The sequence below is a fragment of the Paludibacter propionicigenes WB4 genome (assembly GCF_000183135.1).
GTDB classification, from domain to species: domain Bacteria; phylum Bacteroidota; class Bacteroidia; order Bacteroidales; family Paludibacteraceae; genus Paludibacter; species Paludibacter propionicigenes.
On the sequence record NC_014734.1, the window covers coordinates 787,628 to 805,544 of the forward strand.

Sequence of the window (17,917 nt, forward strand, 5' to 3'; positions counted from 1 at the left end):
TGATTCAGGGATAAATATTCACTTCATCAACTTTTTCCCAGGTGATTTTCTTGTAAACAAGAATACGGTTCACATAATATATTAAACCCAAATAAAGCGGAATAAGTAGTGAACCGGCATAAGCCGACCATCGTAATAAAAAATAGTGCATATAGCCCAACGCAACTGCAGTCAGCATTAGTCCCATCATTTTCACAAAAGCCATTCCGCCCTGCGAAGCCGCTTTGGACTGTGCAAAAGGAAAGCCCGGACTTTGCAGATAGTAGAATAAGGTGGTGACGAAATATATAGCCAGAATTGCAACAAGTACATCGGGTATCACCGTATATCCCCACAGAAAGCAAATGCCTACCGATAAAACCAGGTAAAAAGGAACAAAGAAGCGTGCAAATGCAGCTTTGATAAATCCTTTAAAATAGTCGGCAGGCAAGGAGAGGGGCACAGTTTTGAAAATCCATGTGGCAGATTGGTTGTTACCGTTGAGCAAGGATGCCGGAAGCGACAAGCCGATAAACATAAACGAGTAGAGTACCAGTAAATAGCGTTTGCTGTGTATAATTTCGTCTAAATTAAAAGAATTGTTTTTGAAAAACTGAACGGCAATCATAATGACAATGAAACCCAGTGACGGCAAAAAAGATTGCATAAATAATCTTTCACGACCGGTCATAGTCCAGATAAGTTTGAAAGGTGCATGTTCTCCTTTCCGTCGAACAAATATACCAAGCATCATTCTGTACCAAAGACTTCTGCGGGCAGTTTCCGTTTTTACTTTTGAAACACGGTCGCCTTGCTCCAAATCCATCAGTTTGCGGTTAAATATCGGCGTAAGATATTTTCCGGTAAAAAAGATGCCCAATACAGGGACTAACAAAGCCTCGGTAATAAAAATCAGGTGACGAATATCGAATAGGAATAATGTAAATGATTCCAGCAATCCTGAGAAAAATGCCGGTGGAATAAGGTAGGTGTACCAGTGAACCGGTAATACCATATTGGTAATATGTGTCTTGTCCACCATATTCATACTTAGCTGATAAGCTCCCATAAACAGAATCGTTATCACGATCTGGAAATACATAAGTATATTCTTCAGTTTCTCACCACTGGCTATGCGCATGATAATTAAATAAAGCATATTGGCCAGAAACAGGGTGAAGAGTACATTCATAAAAATTGTGAAGCTGAACAGCAATGCCGATAAAACACCATATTTGTAACCTGCCGCGATAACGGTTGCCACCGAAAGATTAAATGACATCAGGGTTAGATAAGTCAAAACGTGTGCATTACGAGCCAGACTGATGGTATTGCCTTTGATGGGCAATGGTTGAATAATCACATTCTCCGAAGTATCAAACAGGATGGTGGTAAATTCGGAGATAATCATCATAGCCATCGAGGCCATCAGAAAGGAATGAAAAAAGAAATAGAATGTAAACGACGATTTGATAAACAGAAAGAACATGGCGAAGCAAACTCCAAACATCAACTGCGCAAAAGATTGTTTAATCAACGCATTTTCCGTTTCCTTTTTGGCATTAGCCCCAATTCCTTTTGTCCGACGGTTATCCATGGTCAGCTTCAGTTGCAGAATCATGATAAATTGATTGTAATCAGCCCCCATTTTTTCAATAAACCACCGAAAAGGCTTAAATAGTGAAAGTAAAAACTTTATCATACCGTTTATTTTTCAAATGCGTTGATAAATGCTTCTGCTTTCTCTCCGTGATTGGTGTTGCCTGTCAGACGCGTAAACATTTTCTCCAGATTTTCATCGTTGGATAGTTTGTTCAATTCGTCAAATGAACCATCGGCTATCACTCTTCCCTGATCAATCAGGATAATGCGGTCGGATATTTTTTCAACCACATCCATCAGGTGCGAACTGTAGAACACTGTTTTACCTTCGCGTGCCAGGTGTATAAGCATTTCTTTTACCATGATCACCGAGTTGGCATCAAGCCCCGACAAAGGTTCATCCATAAATATAAGATCGGGATTGTGCAGCAGGGCAGAACAAATCATTACTTTCTGTCGCATACCTTTGGAGAAAGTAGCAATGCGTTGATTCAGATTTGCCTTCATCTCGAAGATATTCATCAGGGCTTCTGCTTTTGAGCGTGTAACCTCGTTTTCCAACCCACGCATTTCGCCAATAAACTCCATAAACTCCATGGGAGTAAGCGATTCGTACAACACAGCATTTTCGGGAATATATCCTACCTGTTTTTTTATTTCGAGCGTATTGGTTCGCAGGTCTTTGCCAAAAATAGATATATCGCCCTGAAATTCATTGATCAATCCGCAAAGGATTTTTACTGTGGTTGATTTTCCTGCACCGTTAGGTCCTATATACCCTATGATCTGACCGGATGAGATTTCTAGATTGATACCGTGAAGAACTTGTTTTTTTCCGTAAAATTTTTCCAGATTCTGAATTTGTACAATGGTTTGTTGGTTCATTGGTTTTATTTGAATGGTTTAATGATTATTGATTACTTTGTTTATATCACTGATTTAAATACTTTTGCCTTTTTTTACTATCTCCATTATTTATTACTCTATGTTTTAAATATGTACATAAACTCTTCTACCACTGGGTAGTATCGTGAATTTCTGTTTGTTGCGCAGGTCTATATAATATTTCTGTCCTCTAATGGTTCTGTAATACCGCGAATGTGGGGGCAGTGTATTACTTCTGTCAACAACCGTTACGTTTGCTGCTGTCTGATTGGTTTTTACGACTGTTTTTTTTAGCACTGCTTTAGGTTTATAATCGGCCGAATCTGTTTTTGCAATATACTGCACATCGTTCAAGCTGCTCTTCATGGCATTCAGTATTGCATTCAGGTGATATACCTGAGCCTGAAGATTTTTAATCTGAATGTTTTGTTGAGTCAGTGCCGTTCTGAATGAGTCGATAGACAGTTGCAAATCCTTGGTCTGACCAAATGATAAATTGCAAGTCAGGATAAATAATACCAAAATAGATTTTTTCATATTCGCATTGTTTTTATTGGTTGAATAACTAATATCTCATTCCTTTTAATCTTCATTATTCATCATAAATTCAAGTAACGAACTCTCATTCAGATTTCCATCGTCATCAAACTTTATTGCATCATCCGATATAGGATTTGATGATATCGACCCCGAAGCTGTTTTCACCACCGTATTACCAAACACATCTTTCGAAATACTTTTGAGAAGTTTTCCATTTCCATCTTTAATCAGTGTACTACCAAACGCATCTTTTTCTATACTGATAACTTTTTGTCCATTACCATTTTTTACAATGGTATTGCCGAATACATCTTTAGAAATCGTTTTAACCACCTGACCGTTTTCACCTTTAATTTCGGTATCCCCAAACACGTTTTTTCCGATACTGGCAACTGTTTGTCCTTTGTCATTTTTCATCACCGTGTTACCAAACACATCTTTAGAGAAACTCCTGATAATTCTGCCATTCTTATCTTTTATAACCCTATCGCCAAATACATTTTTTTCTATACTGACTACTTTCTGATTATTTTCGTCCTTTATCACTGTATTGCCAAACACATCTTTACCAATGGTACTAACCGTTTGCCCTTTACCATCTTTAATTACCGTATCATCGAATACATTTTTCTCAATACTCCTAACTTTTTGTCCGCGACCATCTTTTATCACTGTGTTACCAAACACGTCTTTCGAGATGGTTTGCATCACATTACCATTTCCATCTTTTATTACTCGGTTGCCGAACACATCTTTAGAATATATGGCTATTTTTTTCCCATGTTCATCTTTTACAATGGTGTCGCCCATTACATCTACACTGTAGATTTTGGTTGAATATTTATGTTGCTGGCCACTAATCGTCAAAATGCATAATTGCAAACTAAAAGTAATAATTATCTTTTTCATATATCGTTTATTAATTATCCATCAGCTACAAATATCAACGTTACTCTATACCTTAAGCAACTGAATGTAATGATTATTATACTAGGGACAGCGTCCCGAAATCTTTGTAAAAATCAATAAAACCAAATAACAAGAAGGTGCAGCGCACCGTAATATAGATTTGGGTATTGCGATTTTTAATCGCAATGCTAATTTCTCCATTTTTGCGGTTAGAAACCGCAAGACCCGGAGTTAGTCTTTCAGATTCTAATTTGTGTTTTTTTATTCTACGTTTTATTTATCAGCCCCAAACCCCTAAAGGGGATTTTAATTAGTATCGTCTTGCAACTTGCTCTTATTCCCCTTTAGGGGTTAGGGGCAGTTTTATTACTTCCTTCTTTTTTAGCACAAGTTACAAACCTGCGCTAGCGGGGAGGACTATTCATTATTCAAAGCTATAAATACTTTTTCAGAAAGTATCTTTTATTGTCATCCGGATAATCCTCAATAGTAGCAAATATAATATATCCCTGTTTTTTATAAAAATCTATTGCCTGAAAACTAAATGTATCCAGATGTATGAAGTTACATCCTTTTTCTTTTGCTGTTTTTTCAACATCCAACAACAATTTTGAACCGATACCACTTTTCCTATGCTTATCATTCACCCATAATAGCTCTACAAAAATGCATTTTAAATAGATTTTAGTCAATATCCCTGCAACAACTTCATTTCTATCATCCCTTATTAAAATTGAAAATGGTTCATACGGAGGATAGTCAAGCATAGGTCCAATAGTCGTATTATACTCAAAGATTCCATTCCATAATAGATCTTTTTCTTCTTTTGTAACCTGATAATGTACTGTCATGTTTTTGTCTATATCCATTCTTAGCTCCTTTATTTATTAGAGTTGCTCAACATCTTGTGCTAAGTTACGCTTAACGAAGGTTTATTTGTTTTCCAGTCTTTTTATTATTTCTCTCAACAAGTCATTTTGTTCTTCCTTTAAAGAAATAAATTTTGTTACCCATGTGTAAACTAAATAGAGAACTGTAACAATTATTGTCAGGTAAAAAACAACAATTAGAATCGGAAAAATTGAAAATATGCCCATGATGTTAGATATTAAAGTTATTGATTATGTTGTTATTAAATTGTCGTTCCCATTTTAATCTGATTTCAGAGTATCTGTCTTTGGCTCAACGAGGGTTCTTTTAAACTGTCTTCATTCCATCTTGTCGGATTATCCGTTATGTAATTATATATAGAATCATAGCTATCGGCATCTCTGACAATATGATCATGAAATGAACGTTGCCATTCAAAGTTCATATTACCAAGCAAATGAATTTGTTTGGACGATGTAGTTTTAAGCGCACCCATTAATTGCGAAACCGATTTTATTTTCATATCCTTACCTGAAACATTTTGAGGATTTATTTCAAATAATAAATGAATGTGATTTGGCATTACCTGCGAATTATGTATTTCAATAAATGGATATTGATTTTCCAACCAATTGATTTGTTCCTCCACAATTTTTCCAAATACGTTCAATTCCATTGTATCATTGACAATTCTTCCCAGATGATGTATCCGATACCTGCAACAAATCGTAATGAAATAAATGTTATTTGATGTATAATCAAATCCCTTTTTTCTATTTCGTTTGCGGTTTTTCATTACGCATCCAATTTATAATTGTTGGACAAATATTTTGTGACGTGACAATGTTTTTATATCATTGGACAGGTTAACCGTTATATCATTGGACAGGTCACGACCTGTCCCTACAAACCCACATCAAATGATTGAATCCTATTTATTTTATTGCACCTTTGAAAATATTATTAATTCTATTATTTCCACAAACCTCATGTAGGGATAGGTCGTGACCTGTCCGATTACAAAAAACATGTTTTATTTATCAAATATCATATCTCAATCCCAGTTTTACCAGTCTGTTCTTCGTTTTGTTCGGACTAAAATCTTCTTTGAAAATTGGTGATAAGTATTGTTGGAAAGCCGTTACAACCGAAATCTTTTCTGTCATTTTATAACGAACCTGCAACTGCGCTGCAATACTTAGTTTTGAAATTATGCTGTTATCATTATAGTCATTACTTGCACTAACCAATACACCCGGAAGTACACCAGCACCAACATAAAGTTTATCTTCAAACAATCGATAAAAGACTGAAATAGGTATTGATAGGTAGGTTAAACTGAAATTGCTCTTTAATTCGTAATATGAAACTGAATGGAGTGGGATTTGCGAATTGCTATTATTTAAAGCAATATACATAAATGCGTGACTAAGCAATAAATCATGATTAAATTTAATCAATGACAAATCAAGCCCACTTTCAAAACTAAATTTATTCTTTAAATCATATTGTATACCCATCACAACATTTGTACCCAATGCATTATCATAGTCTTCTTTATAGTTGTATATTGAATACGCTGTATAATTTGCTCCTTCGGGAATAGAAGAACTTGAAACCGTTTTTTCCGACTTAGGTATTAAGGACATATTACCCGAAGCTTCTACAAAGAAATGAACCTGAGCTTGTAAACCAAAAACCACAAATAGGGAATAGCTTAGTAATAATAACCGTTTGTTCATTCAGACAATTTTAAAATGTATTTCTATATTCTTTTTTATTCTGCTGCTCTCAAAAACATCTTATGCTAAAACTTAAAGATATACGAAACAAAAAGCCCAATCAATATACCAAAAATCAATAGAGCAATAAAAAGTTTTAAAAAGTCACTCTTTGGTGATTCAACGATAGGTTTTTTGTTCTTATATAAGTCGAAAATAACTCCATTCAATCCAAATCCCAGTCGTAGCTTACAATTAGCAATTGTCCCGTTTTCAGTAATCGTAAAACGGTGTTCTGCCCCTGTAATTGAATATTTGCTTGACACCACTTCGCCATTCACCTTAATTGTTTCCCTACCGAGAATAGAATTGTGTATTTCAATCTTGTTTTCGTCTAAATAAACTGTTGTAAATTTCATGTTCTTTTTATTTATTTCTATTTCTATTATCTATTACTTTCTTCTTTTTTAGCACGGGTACTAACACACGCTAGCACAGTCTATTGAATCTAAATTCATTTTCTTGTCCAATCGTAAATGTCTTTTGCTAATCCCGAGTAATATTCTTTTGAACCAACTGTGGATTCGTCTTCAAACCATCTAATAAATTCTTGGTAAATCAAGTCGTGAACTTGTTGTTCAGTCATTTCTGTGTCAAGTTGGACAATTATTGTTTTTACTTCAGGCTCGTATTCGTCTTCTGGTGCTCCATCACTGATAAGTCCTATTGGGTCGTGTTTGTTTATGATTGTTCGTAATTGAGTAAATCTGTCACCTTGTTTAGATTTTACCGAGGCAAGGTCAAGAGCAAACAATTGCTCTTTCATTGACTCTGAATAATGTTGGTCGAAATTGTTTTGTATTTTATTGTCTCTCATCGTAGTTGTCTTGTCACTTTCTCTGTTCTCCATATATGCCTTGTAAATCTTATCCTGTAATCCACCCCAAACCCCTAAAGGGGATTTTAATTACTTTCGTCTGGCAACTTGCTCTTGTTCCCCTTTAGGGGTTAGGGGTTTATTCGAAACTTCGCTCAACATCTTGTGCTAAGCTACGCTCAACGAGGGTACATGTACATATTCCGATATTAATTAATATCTATTTAAAGAGATTGTAAGCTTTTTACCATCTTTTTGGTTCGTCCACGTACCTTTTATTGAATCAGCAGCTACATCAGCATTAATCAGGGCTCTTAGAATCCATTTACCCAGCTTCTCATCATAATAGTCATTTTCAACTAAATTCAACTTTGATTTATTCTTAAAAGTTCCTCTCCACTCAATTAAAGACTTATTCTTATCGTACCAATATCTAAGCATGATACTCCCATCATCATATGGTCTATAAAATATACACCTTATAGGAATCTTATCATTAATAAAACCTTTTAAAATCTTTGTATTATAGATAGGTGGCTTAATATTTTGACATCCCTTTGTATCCTCAAAAAGCAAAGCTTTTCCATATCTACTTAGCAAATTCGAAACTTCATCGATTTTCAATGTGTCAGAGAATTCTCCCAAATCATCTAGAGCGCTCATAGCATGATTCGAACAGCATTCTCTGCTAAAAACAATAAAATCTTTATGAATTGTAAATTGACCATATCTAAAATCATCATCGCCAATATATTGTAAACAATCTTCGTATATAGATTTTTGGTCATTAGCCCGTTCCTCATCAACCTCAAATTTCTTAGATATAAACTGAGCATTTAGTTCTTTTAAAAACTTTGTAACTTTTGCTTTTCGTTTGGATATAAGTTGTTTTTTTATTTTTGAATATCCAGCTTCTGTAAATAATTCATCCGGATAAATTATATCTCCGGTAATTGCATTAAAGTTGTAGTCCCAGTTTGCATTTTCTGGATATGCACCGGTTGTTTCACCATTAATACTAATTGATAAAATGGTTTTAGAATTTATATTTATGCTATATTCTTCAAAGTCGGTATGAGCACTAAAACTACCTGAATTGGACATTACTCTTTCAAATGGGCATTTTTTAAAACTACCCGGAACTATTTCTAATAAATCAACATTCAAATAGGTATTTATTTTATCTGATGCTAGCGGATTAGAGTTTGAAATAATAAATGGAAACTCACCTGTACATCCCTTTCCATTAATATTTACCACCTTCAGATCTTGTGAATAGACATAACTTACAGCACAAAGCAGTAAACAATTGATAAACTGTTTCTTTACTTTTAATTTTAAAATGTTTTCTTTCATAAATAATCTATTCCTTAAGAACCGAACATAACCAATATCTCATTCTTTTTTATCCGCCCCAAACCCCTAAAGGGGATTTTAATTACTTTCGTCTGGGAGTTTGCGGAAGTCAACTACTCATTTAAATTGTTTTTCAATGAATTTCACAACACTTCTGCTATTTGTCATCAGCAAATAACCGATTACACTTTTCGCCAGATAAAAAAACAACCAACCTGAAGAAAATCCATCTTGAAACATTTGCTTTTGTTGAAAATAGTTGAAAGTATATCTACAAAACATGGGTAAACTATCAACAAATATATAACCTCCGATTACAATTGTCGCAATCATCATAACTTTTGAATAATCAAAATCACCTTCAATCCGATCTTCTTTGAATCCTCTTTCTAATTGGAGTTTATCAATAAGCCATGAAGTTTTAAAAACAAAAAGCCATAGAATAAATAAGTATATTCCGATTGTTACTATTAGAAGTAGTATGTAATAAATGATTGTCCATGCTTCATTGTTATTACCAGCAATAACTGAGAAAAATGACGTAACAAATTGGATAATCGTTGTTACTCCATTTATTACGAGCCATATTCCTAAAACTTTTAAAAAAATTGTCCAAAAATTTCTTACGCTCATGGTGGTTCGTGTTTTGTCGTTGATATTATTAATTCAATTTCCTTTGTTTCTCTTTCCTTACGGATTTTAATTACTATCGTCTTGCAACTTGCTCTTGTTCCCCTTTAGGGGTTAGGGGCAGGGATTAGTTGTTCGACACTTCGCTCAACATCTTGTGCTAAGCTACGCTTAACGAGGGGAACTAATTATCAACTTTCAATTGATCTTCAATTACTTTTCTCCAACTATTAATGATTGATTCTTCGTTTCTTTGATAAAAAAGATTTGTCCTCTCCTCAATCTGATATTGATTAAATCTCTTTAAAACAATGTCTTTTTTATAAGGCAAAAGATAGAGTAATATGCACTATGATCTCTATTAGACGATTCAATCCCTATAATTTTGCCGGTTTTTGAATGAATTATCTTTTGGATAACCGGAAATACTGTGTTTTCCTTAATTTTAGACCTTGCATTTAAATAATATCTTATAATTACTGGCGTTTCTATTGTCTTTTCTTTGAATTGGCAACACTGTTTGAATTTCCGTTGGTATGCCTTGCCACTCTTTTCCCACTGTACAAGTGTAGTCCATGGATATAAAGCACAAGCGTCACATTTACTATCAATTCTATATCCGGGAAAAGATTCAATATAAGCTCCAATTGTGTCAACTCCAATTTTTTGTAGTGAATCAATAAAGCTTTCAGCCTGTTTACCGAAATTTGACTTGTAACTATTTATCGTCGTTTTTTCAGAATAATTCTTTTTCCAATAGTTGTCAAAGTCTTTATAGTTCAATTTATTTTGCCCACAAATAGTTAGTGAAATAAATACGCCAAAAGTCAGAATATATAATGCATTTTTTTGATTATTCACTGGTTCATTTTTTGTTTATATAGCCATTGTATACATTTAAAACAAGACTCTGCCTTGTAAATCTTATCATGTAATCCACCCCAAACCCCTAAAGGGGATTTTAATTACTTTCGTCTGGCAACTTGCTCTTGTTCCCCTTTAGGCTTCGACGTGAGCTCAGCCGAACGTGGTTAGGGGCAGAGGTTAGTTGTTCGACACTTCACTCAACATCTTATGCTAAGCTACGCTTAACGAGGGGATAAATTAATTTTCTCGTATTCTTCTCTGTCAAGTCTATCAATGAATTCAACAAGTTTGTTTAATTCTCTTTCTGCAGAATACCACCAGTTTGTTGACCAAATTCTATAAAATATAAAGCCGTAAGGCTTTATAACACTTTCTCTGAAAATATCCCAAGCATAGGCTTCATTGCTACTGTGATATTCTGCTCCATCACATTCAATCGCAATAATTGGTTTTAGCGCTATTTTCGATTTTATCACTAAGTCAATTCTAAAACCACCAATTTTATATTGTTGCTGAATTCTATTTTCGCCAATTTTTGCAGCTAAGCGATTAAATACTTCTTCCTCAAATGGAGATTCAGAGCCTAAATTATACTCATTATCATACTGTCTTGATTCACAATTGTCATACAATAGTTTTAAAATTTCCTTCTGTACTTCAATATTGTTTTCACTTATTGCTTTTGAATACGCCAAATAAGCATAAAACACAGCTCGCCCAGTATTTTTGTTTTCTCTTAATAGTGTTGGATATTCGTTTATTCTTTCTTCTGGGATAGAAGTACATACAAACATTTTGAGTTTGGCTCTTGTAATAATAACATTTAAAAGTTTGAAGCCATTTTGTTGTAAAATTGGTCCAAATAGTTGTCTGAAACTACCATCTTTTCTTTTGCCAAAAGTTGTAGAGAGAATAATAATATCTCGCTCATCACCTTGAATATTTTCAAGATTTTTCACAAAAAAATCAGAGCCATACAATGAAAGTTTCTTATCAATTGCAGGATCTTGACGAGCTTTTGTAATTTCTTCAAGAATAAGATTTCGTTGATACAAATTGAATGTTGCAACACCAACAGAAGGATATTTACCATTAGCCAGAGGCTTAATTCTATTCAATAAAATATCAATTACTTGTTTTGCCTCGTCAAGATTTACTGAATCCTCATATAAACCTGCTACTTGAATATACTCGATAGATTTATATTCTTGCTTTGCAGGCATTGGGATGAGTCGTTTGCCGTAAAAAGCATGATTTGAGAATTCAATTAAGTTAGGGTGTTGGGAACGATAGTGAATCTTCAAAAATGAAGCTTCATAATTGCAATTTTCCGCATAAACTAATAATGATTCGCTATCAGCTAAATCTATGCTATGTTTAATCTTTGCATTTTCTGAGTGAAAATTTGTTTCGTCTTCGTTATCCTCGTCAGTTGGTGCTAAAATTGCATTCCCGCCTTGGAAGAAGTTAGAAGGTGGCATTTGTTGACTATCACCCGAAATAATTTTAATTTTACCTCTGAGCAAAGCAGGAAATGTATCTTCAATTCTTAACTGACTAGCTTCATCAAAAATAACGACATCAAAAAGTCCCTCTTTTAATGGAATTATCGAACCACAAACACTTGGACTAATAAGCAATACTGGATAGAAACTTGTAAATAAGTTGAAATCAGTTCGTATAATTTTACGTAATGAATTACGCTTTTCGCCTCTTGCACCTCTCTTATTAAATAAACTAATCATGTTTACTCCATTGTTTTGAGCATTTCTTACTGCACAATATTGTTTTTCAGACCAATCATTTACAATGTTCTTTTTTTGTACAATTCTTAAATCATTCTTATGATCAACAATTTCATTAAGTTTATCTTCATTTTTAGGTAAATCTTTGTGTTCATTAATTGACAGCAGCCAGTAAAAATACCAAGTTTCAAACTGAACAATCCAATTAGTGCTATTGATTTCAATTAATGACTTAATAACAATTCTCTGCAAATCAGTCAGTTCAAGGAAAAATTTTCTCCATTCGTAATATTCCCTAAATTCCTTTATGTGTTGATTGACAATATCAAATGAAGAAATAACTTGATTTAATGAGCTAATACGTTCATTATGTGTGTTACTTTTGGAAGGTTCATTTTCAAAAATATCTGCATCACTTATATTTGTAATTAACGCATCAAAACGATTCTCGACAACCTTAATATGTGATTCAAATTCAACATATTTTGAATGTAAATTGCTTGAACTAAAACTATTCAAATAATCTGTTTTGATATTTTCAATTTGGTTGTACCAAGCAATTGTTGAATCTTTTAAATGCTCAATATCTTCTATTCCAGATTTAAAATTTTCTTCTTTTTCAATTTCAATAAAATTGTGATCAAAATAGCTGTATGTCTGTTTTACTGCTTTAATCTTACCAATATTTTCTATTAAAAGTATTCTATTGTTTTTGATACTTTTATGTTTTTTGGAAACAATACTTAAAATGTTGATTAATGCTTTTGTGAATGAGTCATTTTTTAAGAAGATTTCACCGTATTGGTTTTCTGCGTTTGAAACGAATGAACTAAAGATTTCGATTTCGGAAATTAATGATTTAAAGTATTCGTAATAATGATTATCAAGCCAGTTCTTGTAATTGTCAAGGTTTGTACTTAATTCTGTTTTGATTTCTTCTAATCTATTGGGATATTGTAAAAAACTCTCCTCTAATTTCAATTGAACTGCCCTTGAACTTTCATCATTAAACAGTTTGTCACTTAGAATATTTAATGGGTGATTTAGCTCTTTTACTTCTAAGAATAGTTTTTGAGCAGTCTTAATTTTTCCAATAAACTCAAACAGTTCATTTTCATCTTCTTGGAACTTAAACTGTTTATAATCTAATTTGTATTTTAATTCGCCTATTTCTACATTACTTTCGTATTTTAGAAACTCTCCAACTAGATTAGTCCATTTTTTACCGTGAAAAATTTTCCTGTCAAGTTGTTTGTGTTGGTTGTTATACGCTCCAACCTTGCTTTCAAGGTTTTGTATCAAAAAATCATAATTTGCTGTATTAAAGTTATTATAAGAAGAAAGATTACTGTGCCTGTCGCGAACTGAATTAACAATACCATCTCTATCTTTATTAATGTCTTCAATTACTGCGGCAAGTGCTCCGATTTGTTCGCTTTCTTTTTCAAGATTATGTTTAATGATATCTAATGCTGTTTTCTTTTCGCACACCACAAGACATTTTAAATTGTTTGCTAAAGCATTTGTAATAAGCGCTGTTAATGTTTGACTTTTCCCAGTTCCGGGAGGACCTTGTATTATTTTGCGTGGTTTCGAGTTGAGGGTTGATAAAATTCCTTGTTGGCTTGGGTCAGTTTGCACTGCACTGTGTGCAGTTCCTGGAAATTGTTCAACAATTAGTTTGTCAAACTGAAAGTCCGAATAATTTTCAATAATTCTATCTATATCACCAATTATACTTTCTTTTTGAGCTCTAAATAAACCAAAAATACCACCAAAGTAAATCCAAGGCAAATTACTCGAAGCTGACTCAATTGAAGCAGATTCGGGAATGTTTTTAATTGGTTCATTCAGTTTTTCAATTAATTCATTTTTGAATTCTTGGTTTGTATTTGGGTTTAGTGCTTTTATTATTTTATAGCATTCATCAATTAATTCAGTCTTATCAATAATTGCATCTTCCAAGAGTTCTTCATTGATTTGAGGGATTAATATATTTTCGTCAGTTTTCAAATACGATAAAAGTACTTCGTTTAAGCCAACTGAATGTATTTCTTCATCTACAATTCTTCCATTTGAATTACGAACTTTGTTTCTTAGAATTGACCAAGTATTTACTTTATTTGTTGCTTTTACTATTTCTAGTTGCCAAATAAATATAGGAGCCTTTATAATTTTTCTTGGGTCTTGTTTTGAAGGTTTCACCAACAAAGGATAACCAAAACTAAACGTTTTAATTCCATGTTCTTTGTAATTGTCATCGTTCTCATAATTTAGCGAATTCAGTCGTTTCGAAAGAATACTCAATTTTTTCTGTTCTTCAGATGAAGTTTTACTAAGATTTATGCTGTCAAATGATATATTAAATTCAAAACAAGCTTTTGTAAATAATAACTTTAAGAATTCATTAGCAAATTCAGGTTTAATAATGTTCAGGTTAGACAAATCTAATCTTGTTGCATAACGTCCAGGCAAAGCATTCAAATGTATTGATTTGGTATTTCCTCCTTTGAGTTTGTCTCGTAATGCTTGTATGAAATTTATGTCTATCATAATCATGCTTTTTTAGTCCTACTTTGCGAGAATCTTCTGTCTTATTACACTTACCTCTAACATCTCTGTATATTACGACACCGTCGCACTTATTTCTCTATTAAGCTGGTTTTTTCCACCTTATCCCTTGTCATTAATCTTCACAGCCCCAAAAATACAAAAAAAACTTTCTGCTTAACACAATTAGCAGAAAAAGTTTTAAACAAGTTGTAATTTTGCAGAAATTATCAAAACTAAAAACCGCTCTGATGCAGTGTCAGAACGGTTTTGCTGTAGGGTAGGGGTGCGGTGGGTGTAAAAGCTTGATGTTACATTACATAGCTGATAATGGCATCGCTCCATACGCGTCCGGGGTCTGAACCGGCACCGGCTACCGCTATAGAATATGCCTGTCCACGTATCAGGTCATCAATTATCATTTTATGTTTGGTAGTTGAAAGGCGTTGGCGCACGCTTTTATCGGTCACAGGAGATTCAATAATCTCAAGTTCATACAAACGTGCATTCGGTACCACGTCCCACGATATTTCCAAACTTCCACGTCTTGGGCCGGGATTAGCTACCACATTTGCCGGACGCTCCAGCAAGCCCACCGGAGCAGGTTTACGTTTCACTTCGAAGCCCGCATCGAGTATCAGTTTCTCGTCGCCATTACTGATATCCTGCACTTTGACGGCTGCCGTGCTTAATAATCCTTCTAAAAGAGCTCTCGACTGATTTTTGGAGAGCGTAACCTGTTTGTTACCATCGCGCATCTGTATTAACCACGTTCCGAAATCAGCTGCCTGAATTCTGATGTTGTTGGCTATTTCAGTCATACCCTGAAACTGCGGAGTGTGCAGTAAATTTTCTCCGATAGTTTCTGCTGTGTTTTTCAATTCCAAATCCGAATAGCGATTAGCTGAAAAATCGACAATTACTTTTGCTTTTGCCATAGTTTTTTTGATTTTAAGTGAGTATTATTATTAAGAAAACTGTTGATGCTTTATTATCTATTGTTTTACTGATGGTTACAATACATTATCAATCCATCTGCACAGGCACTTACCGGGCTTTATTGTATTTTTCCTTGTAATGAATGCTCTATTCATTGTAAGGAATACCTTATTAATGATAAGTAATACCTTGTTCCTTGTAAGGAATGCACTATTCATTATAAGGAATGCTCCATTACTTGTAAGGATTAGCTTATTAATTATAAGGATTGCTCTATTACTTGTAAGGAATAGCTTATTAATGATAAGTAATACTCCATTCATTGTAAGGAATGCTCCATTACTTATAAGGAAAATGCCTTTACTTTATCCAACGGGACAGAAACTGACACTGACCGTAAGATACTGATAACCTGTAGCCCGGTTCTGTTACAGGAGCAAGCGTTTTTTATCTTACAGCACGATGTTCATAAACAACGTTTTGTTTTCGGGGGTAAAATAATGACAAAAAAAGGAGAAAAGTAATACTCTAAAAGGAGTATTTTTTTAATTAATTTTGAAAACTTATATTGTTATTAAATATTTGTTTTATTTTTGCAAACGAGATATAAGCCTGACTGAATGATGATAAGCACTTGCTTACGTGAAAGGGTGGTAGTGTGTTTATGCGGTTCGGCGGTGGGGCTAATATTCCTATTTGCTAATTACCAGAAACTTTAATACTGTCTACTATGAACAAAGAACAAGAAATCGCCCAACTACTGGCTGAACTGGAAGAATTGTTTATTTACAACACCGCGACGCCCGATCCGACCATCGTAGAAAATGAACTTATCTTATCTAAATCCTACGATTTGGAACTACACATTGCCGATTGCAGCAAGTCGCTGTTTGAGCTAAGCACCGGAAACTTCTACTCACACCATTCAATCTACGAACCTATGTTGGGACATTCGGTTATACCTGCCGGTGAGAAACTCTATTCGGCCTCTTGGATAAAGCTTACACACCCCAATGATCTGACGTTTATATTGCGACTAATCAAAAACTCCATACAGTTTGTTCATACGCTTACGAAGAGAGAAGTGAAAAAGTTTTTCTTGTCGTACGTGCACCGTATAAGAAATGTGCGCGACGAATATGTTTTTTTTATAGTGAGTTACCGTATCATACCGAACGTTGAAAGCGGAAAACCCGAACTGGTGGTGCTAAACCACAGGCTGTGCGAGACCATGTCACTCAAAAATGATAACCTCTTCAGACTGATACACGTATATCCGACAGATTTGTTCAAAAAGAGCAAGCTTTTCAAAGGGGTGGACTACTTTATGTTTACCAACATGGAGATGGAAATTATGCGGGAAGTCAATAAGGGGAAATCGTGTAAAGAAATTGCCGACGAACAAAATAGATGCGAAGTCACCATTACCAAACACTGGAGAAATATCAATAGCAAAACCGGAATCAAAACTACCAAACAGGCTTGTTTGTTTGCCAAACAGCTGGGTATAATGCATGCTCAACAAATGCAAACGGTGTAATAAGGGGTGGCAGGGGTAATTATGATTAAATACATTAGGTTACGTCCCTGGACAGGTCACGACCAATCCCTACAAACCCACACCAAATGATTGAACCGTATTGTATTATATTCCATCTCTAATAATATCGTTTAATCTATTATTTCCAAAAACCTCCTGTAGGGACAGGTCGCGACCTGTCCGTTTAAATAATATAAATGCCCTACGGACAATAAAACATTGTCAGGGGAAATCCTACCGCATTTTTAGGAACAAAAGCAACTATTAAAGTTTAGCAATATTTTTAAACCATTTGGGTTTACATTAGTCTGTAATAAGGATAAAATCGTGGCTAAAACCGCTTTTCGCAGTATGTCAGGCAGGAGATGTTTTTGATTGATCAGCTGCTACAAAAACATACTATTGAACCCGTAGTGCATTTAATAGATAGATTTTATTTTATAGTAGAGTTTATAGATTTCATCCAACCTGACGGGGACTGACCTTGTCCGATGAGCCGAACCAACGGTCAGCGTAGCTAAAAACAAGGAAGGAAAGCGTTAAAATACCCACTGTTTGACGACCTCAGGGAGGAGTTGGGGGATTTTAGCTTTCCGACCGTCAGTTTTTCGAGTGAAGCGGACAAAGTCTTGAACTTTTTTGCTTCGTTTTTTGGTTCAAGCCAAAAAATGAAGTGGGGTTTGGGGTAAAACCCCAATATGAAAGCTATTCTTTTTATAAATGCACTACGAATACTATTTACTGTTTGATATTCTGTTCCTTATCATTGCTATTCCATGACTAAAAGTCGCCGACAGGAAAAAAAACTTTTGCAGTATAAAAAACATGCTTGGATGTAAAGAATAGTATTTATCTTTGAAAAAAAATAATTAAACGAACAATCCGTGTCCGAAAACAGTATTTTCTT

Annotated in this window: 15 protein-coding genes; 1 reads left to right on the forward strand and 14 read right to left on the reverse strand. The window is 34.3% G+C overall.

Annotation, left to right across the window (positions count from 1 at the left end):
* Positions 1-4: 4 nt before the first annotated feature.
* The 14 genes from PALPR_RS03195 to PALPR_RS03260 all read right to left on the reverse strand — a co-directional run bounded on the left by PALPR_RS03195 (position 5) and on the right by PALPR_RS03260 (position 15,469).
* Entirely contained in the window at positions 5-1,681 is a 1,677-nt protein-coding gene (locus PALPR_RS03195) for a hypothetical protein (protein WP_013444175.1), read from the reverse strand.
* A 5-nt stretch (positions 1,682-1,686) separates the two neighbouring features.
* Positions 1,687-2,466, reverse strand: a complete 780-nt coding sequence (locus PALPR_RS03200; protein WP_013444176.1) for an ABC transporter ATP-binding protein — start codon at positions 2,464-2,466, stop codon at positions 1,687-1,689.
* A gap of 105 nt (positions 2,467-2,571) precedes the next feature.
* Positions 2,572-3,003, reverse strand: coding sequence for a hypothetical protein (locus PALPR_RS03205; RefSeq protein WP_013444177.1), 432 nt, complete (start codon positions 3,001-3,003; stop codon positions 2,572-2,574).
* A gap of 45 nt (positions 3,004-3,048) precedes the next feature.
* Positions 3,049-3,915, reverse strand: coding sequence for a leucine-rich repeat protein (locus PALPR_RS15275; RefSeq protein WP_013444178.1), 867 nt, complete (start codon positions 3,913-3,915; stop codon positions 3,049-3,051).
* Between the two features lie 434 nt (positions 3,916-4,349).
* A complete protein-coding gene (locus PALPR_RS03215) occupies positions 4,350-4,784 on the reverse strand; it encodes a GNAT family N-acetyltransferase (protein ID WP_013444179.1) in 435 nt (144 codons plus the stop codon).
* Positions 4,785-5,077: 293 nt separating this feature from the next.
* Entirely contained in the window at positions 5,078-5,581 is a 504-nt protein-coding gene (locus tag PALPR_RS03220; protein WP_013444181.1) for a transposase, read from the reverse strand.
* 244 nt (positions 5,582-5,825) lie between these two features.
* Positions 5,826-6,527 carry an outer membrane beta-barrel protein gene (locus PALPR_RS03225; protein ID WP_013444182.1) on the reverse strand — a complete coding sequence of 234 codons (702 nt, stop codon included), beginning with the start codon at positions 6,525-6,527 and terminating at the stop codon, positions 5,826-5,828.
* A 65-nt stretch (positions 6,528-6,592) separates the two neighbouring features.
* Positions 6,593-6,925, reverse strand: coding sequence for a hypothetical protein (locus PALPR_RS03230; RefSeq protein WP_013444183.1), 333 nt, complete (start codon positions 6,923-6,925; stop codon positions 6,593-6,595).
* Positions 6,926-7,020: 95 nt separating this feature from the next.
* Positions 7,021-7,416, reverse strand: a complete 396-nt coding sequence (locus tag PALPR_RS03235) for a hypothetical protein (RefSeq protein WP_013444184.1) — start codon at positions 7,414-7,416, stop codon at positions 7,021-7,023.
* Positions 7,417-7,596: 180 nt separating this feature from the next.
* Complete coding sequence (locus PALPR_RS03240) at positions 7,597-8,739, reverse strand: hypothetical protein (protein ID WP_013444185.1); 1,143 nt, start codon at positions 8,737-8,739, stop codon at positions 7,597-7,599.
* A 117-nt stretch (positions 8,740-8,856) separates the two neighbouring features.
* On the reverse strand, positions 8,857-9,372 hold the full coding sequence (locus tag PALPR_RS03245; RefSeq protein ID WP_013444186.1) for a hypothetical protein: 516 nt from the start codon (positions 9,370-9,372) through the stop codon (positions 8,857-8,859).
* A gap of 300 nt (positions 9,373-9,672) precedes the next feature.
* Positions 9,673-10,230, reverse strand: coding sequence for a hypothetical protein (locus tag PALPR_RS03250; RefSeq protein WP_013444187.1), 558 nt, complete (start codon positions 10,228-10,230; stop codon positions 9,673-9,675).
* Between the two features lie 227 nt (positions 10,231-10,457).
* Entirely contained in the window at positions 10,458-14,534 is a 4,077-nt protein-coding gene (locus PALPR_RS03255) for an AAA domain-containing protein (RefSeq protein ID WP_013444188.1), read from the reverse strand.
* Between the two features lie 308 nt (positions 14,535-14,842).
* Positions 14,843-15,469: a hypothetical protein gene (locus tag PALPR_RS03260; RefSeq protein WP_013444189.1), complete on the reverse strand. Its 627-nt coding sequence runs from the start codon at positions 15,467-15,469 to the stop codon at positions 14,843-14,845.
* A gap of 731 nt (positions 15,470-16,200) precedes the next feature.
* On the opposite strand from PALPR_RS03260, the gene PALPR_RS03270 reads away from it, so the two are divergent.
* Positions 16,201-17,010 carry a LuxR C-terminal-related transcriptional regulator gene (locus PALPR_RS03270; RefSeq protein ID WP_013444190.1) on the forward strand — a complete coding sequence of 270 codons (810 nt, stop codon included), beginning with the start codon at positions 16,201-16,203 and terminating at the stop codon, positions 17,008-17,010.
* The last annotated feature ends 907 nt before the right edge of the window (positions 17,011-17,917 follow it).

Excerpts from the sequence above, each read along its gene's own strand:
- PALPR_RS03205 (WP_013444177.1), bottom strand. The coding sequence starts at position 3,003 with ATGAAAAAATCTATTTTGGTATTATTTATCCTGACTTGCAATTTATCA.
- PALPR_RS15275 (WP_013444178.1), bottom strand. The coding sequence starts at position 3,915 with ATGAAAAAGATAATTATTACTTTTAGTTTGCAATTATGCATTTTGACG.
- PALPR_RS03195 (WP_013444175.1), bottom strand. The coding sequence starts at position 1,681 with ATGATAAAGTTTTTACTTTCACTATTTAAGCCTTTTCGGTGGTTTATT.
- PALPR_RS03235 (WP_013444184.1), bottom strand. The coding sequence starts at position 7,416 with ATGGAGAACAGAGAAAGTGACAAGACAACTACGATGAGAGACAATAAA.
- PALPR_RS03220 (WP_013444181.1), bottom strand. The coding sequence starts at position 5,581 with ATGAAAAACCGCAAACGAAATAGAAAAAAGGGATTTGATTATACATCA.
- PALPR_RS03270 (WP_013444190.1), top strand. The coding sequence starts at position 16,201 with ATGAACAAAGAACAAGAAATCGCCCAACTACTGGCTGAACTGGAAGAA.
- PALPR_RS03200 (WP_013444176.1), bottom strand. The coding sequence starts at position 2,466 with ATGAACCAACAAACCATTGTACAAATTCAGAATCTGGAAAAATTTTAC.
- PALPR_RS03260 (WP_013444189.1), bottom strand. The coding sequence starts at position 15,469 with ATGGCAAAAGCAAAAGTAATTGTCGATTTTTCAGCTAATCGCTATTCG.
- PALPR_RS03215 (WP_013444179.1), bottom strand. The coding sequence starts at position 4,784 with ATGGATATAGACAAAAACATGACAGTACATTATCAGGTTACAAAAGAA.
- PALPR_RS03245 (WP_013444186.1), bottom strand. The coding sequence starts at position 9,372 with ATGAGCGTAAGAAATTTTTGGACAATTTTTTTAAAAGTTTTAGGAATA.
- PALPR_RS03230 (WP_013444183.1), bottom strand. The coding sequence starts at position 6,925 with ATGAAATTTACAACAGTTTATTTAGACGAAAACAAGATTGAAATACAC.
- PALPR_RS03225 (WP_013444182.1), bottom strand. The coding sequence starts at position 6,527 with ATGAACAAACGGTTATTATTACTAAGCTATTCCCTATTTGTGGTTTTT.
- PALPR_RS03255 (WP_013444188.1), bottom strand. The coding sequence starts at position 14,534 with ATGATAGACATAAATTTCATACAAGCATTACGAGACAAACTCAAAGGA.
- PALPR_RS03240 (WP_013444185.1), bottom strand. The coding sequence starts at position 8,739 with ATGAAAGAAAACATTTTAAAATTAAAAGTAAAGAAACAGTTTATCAAT.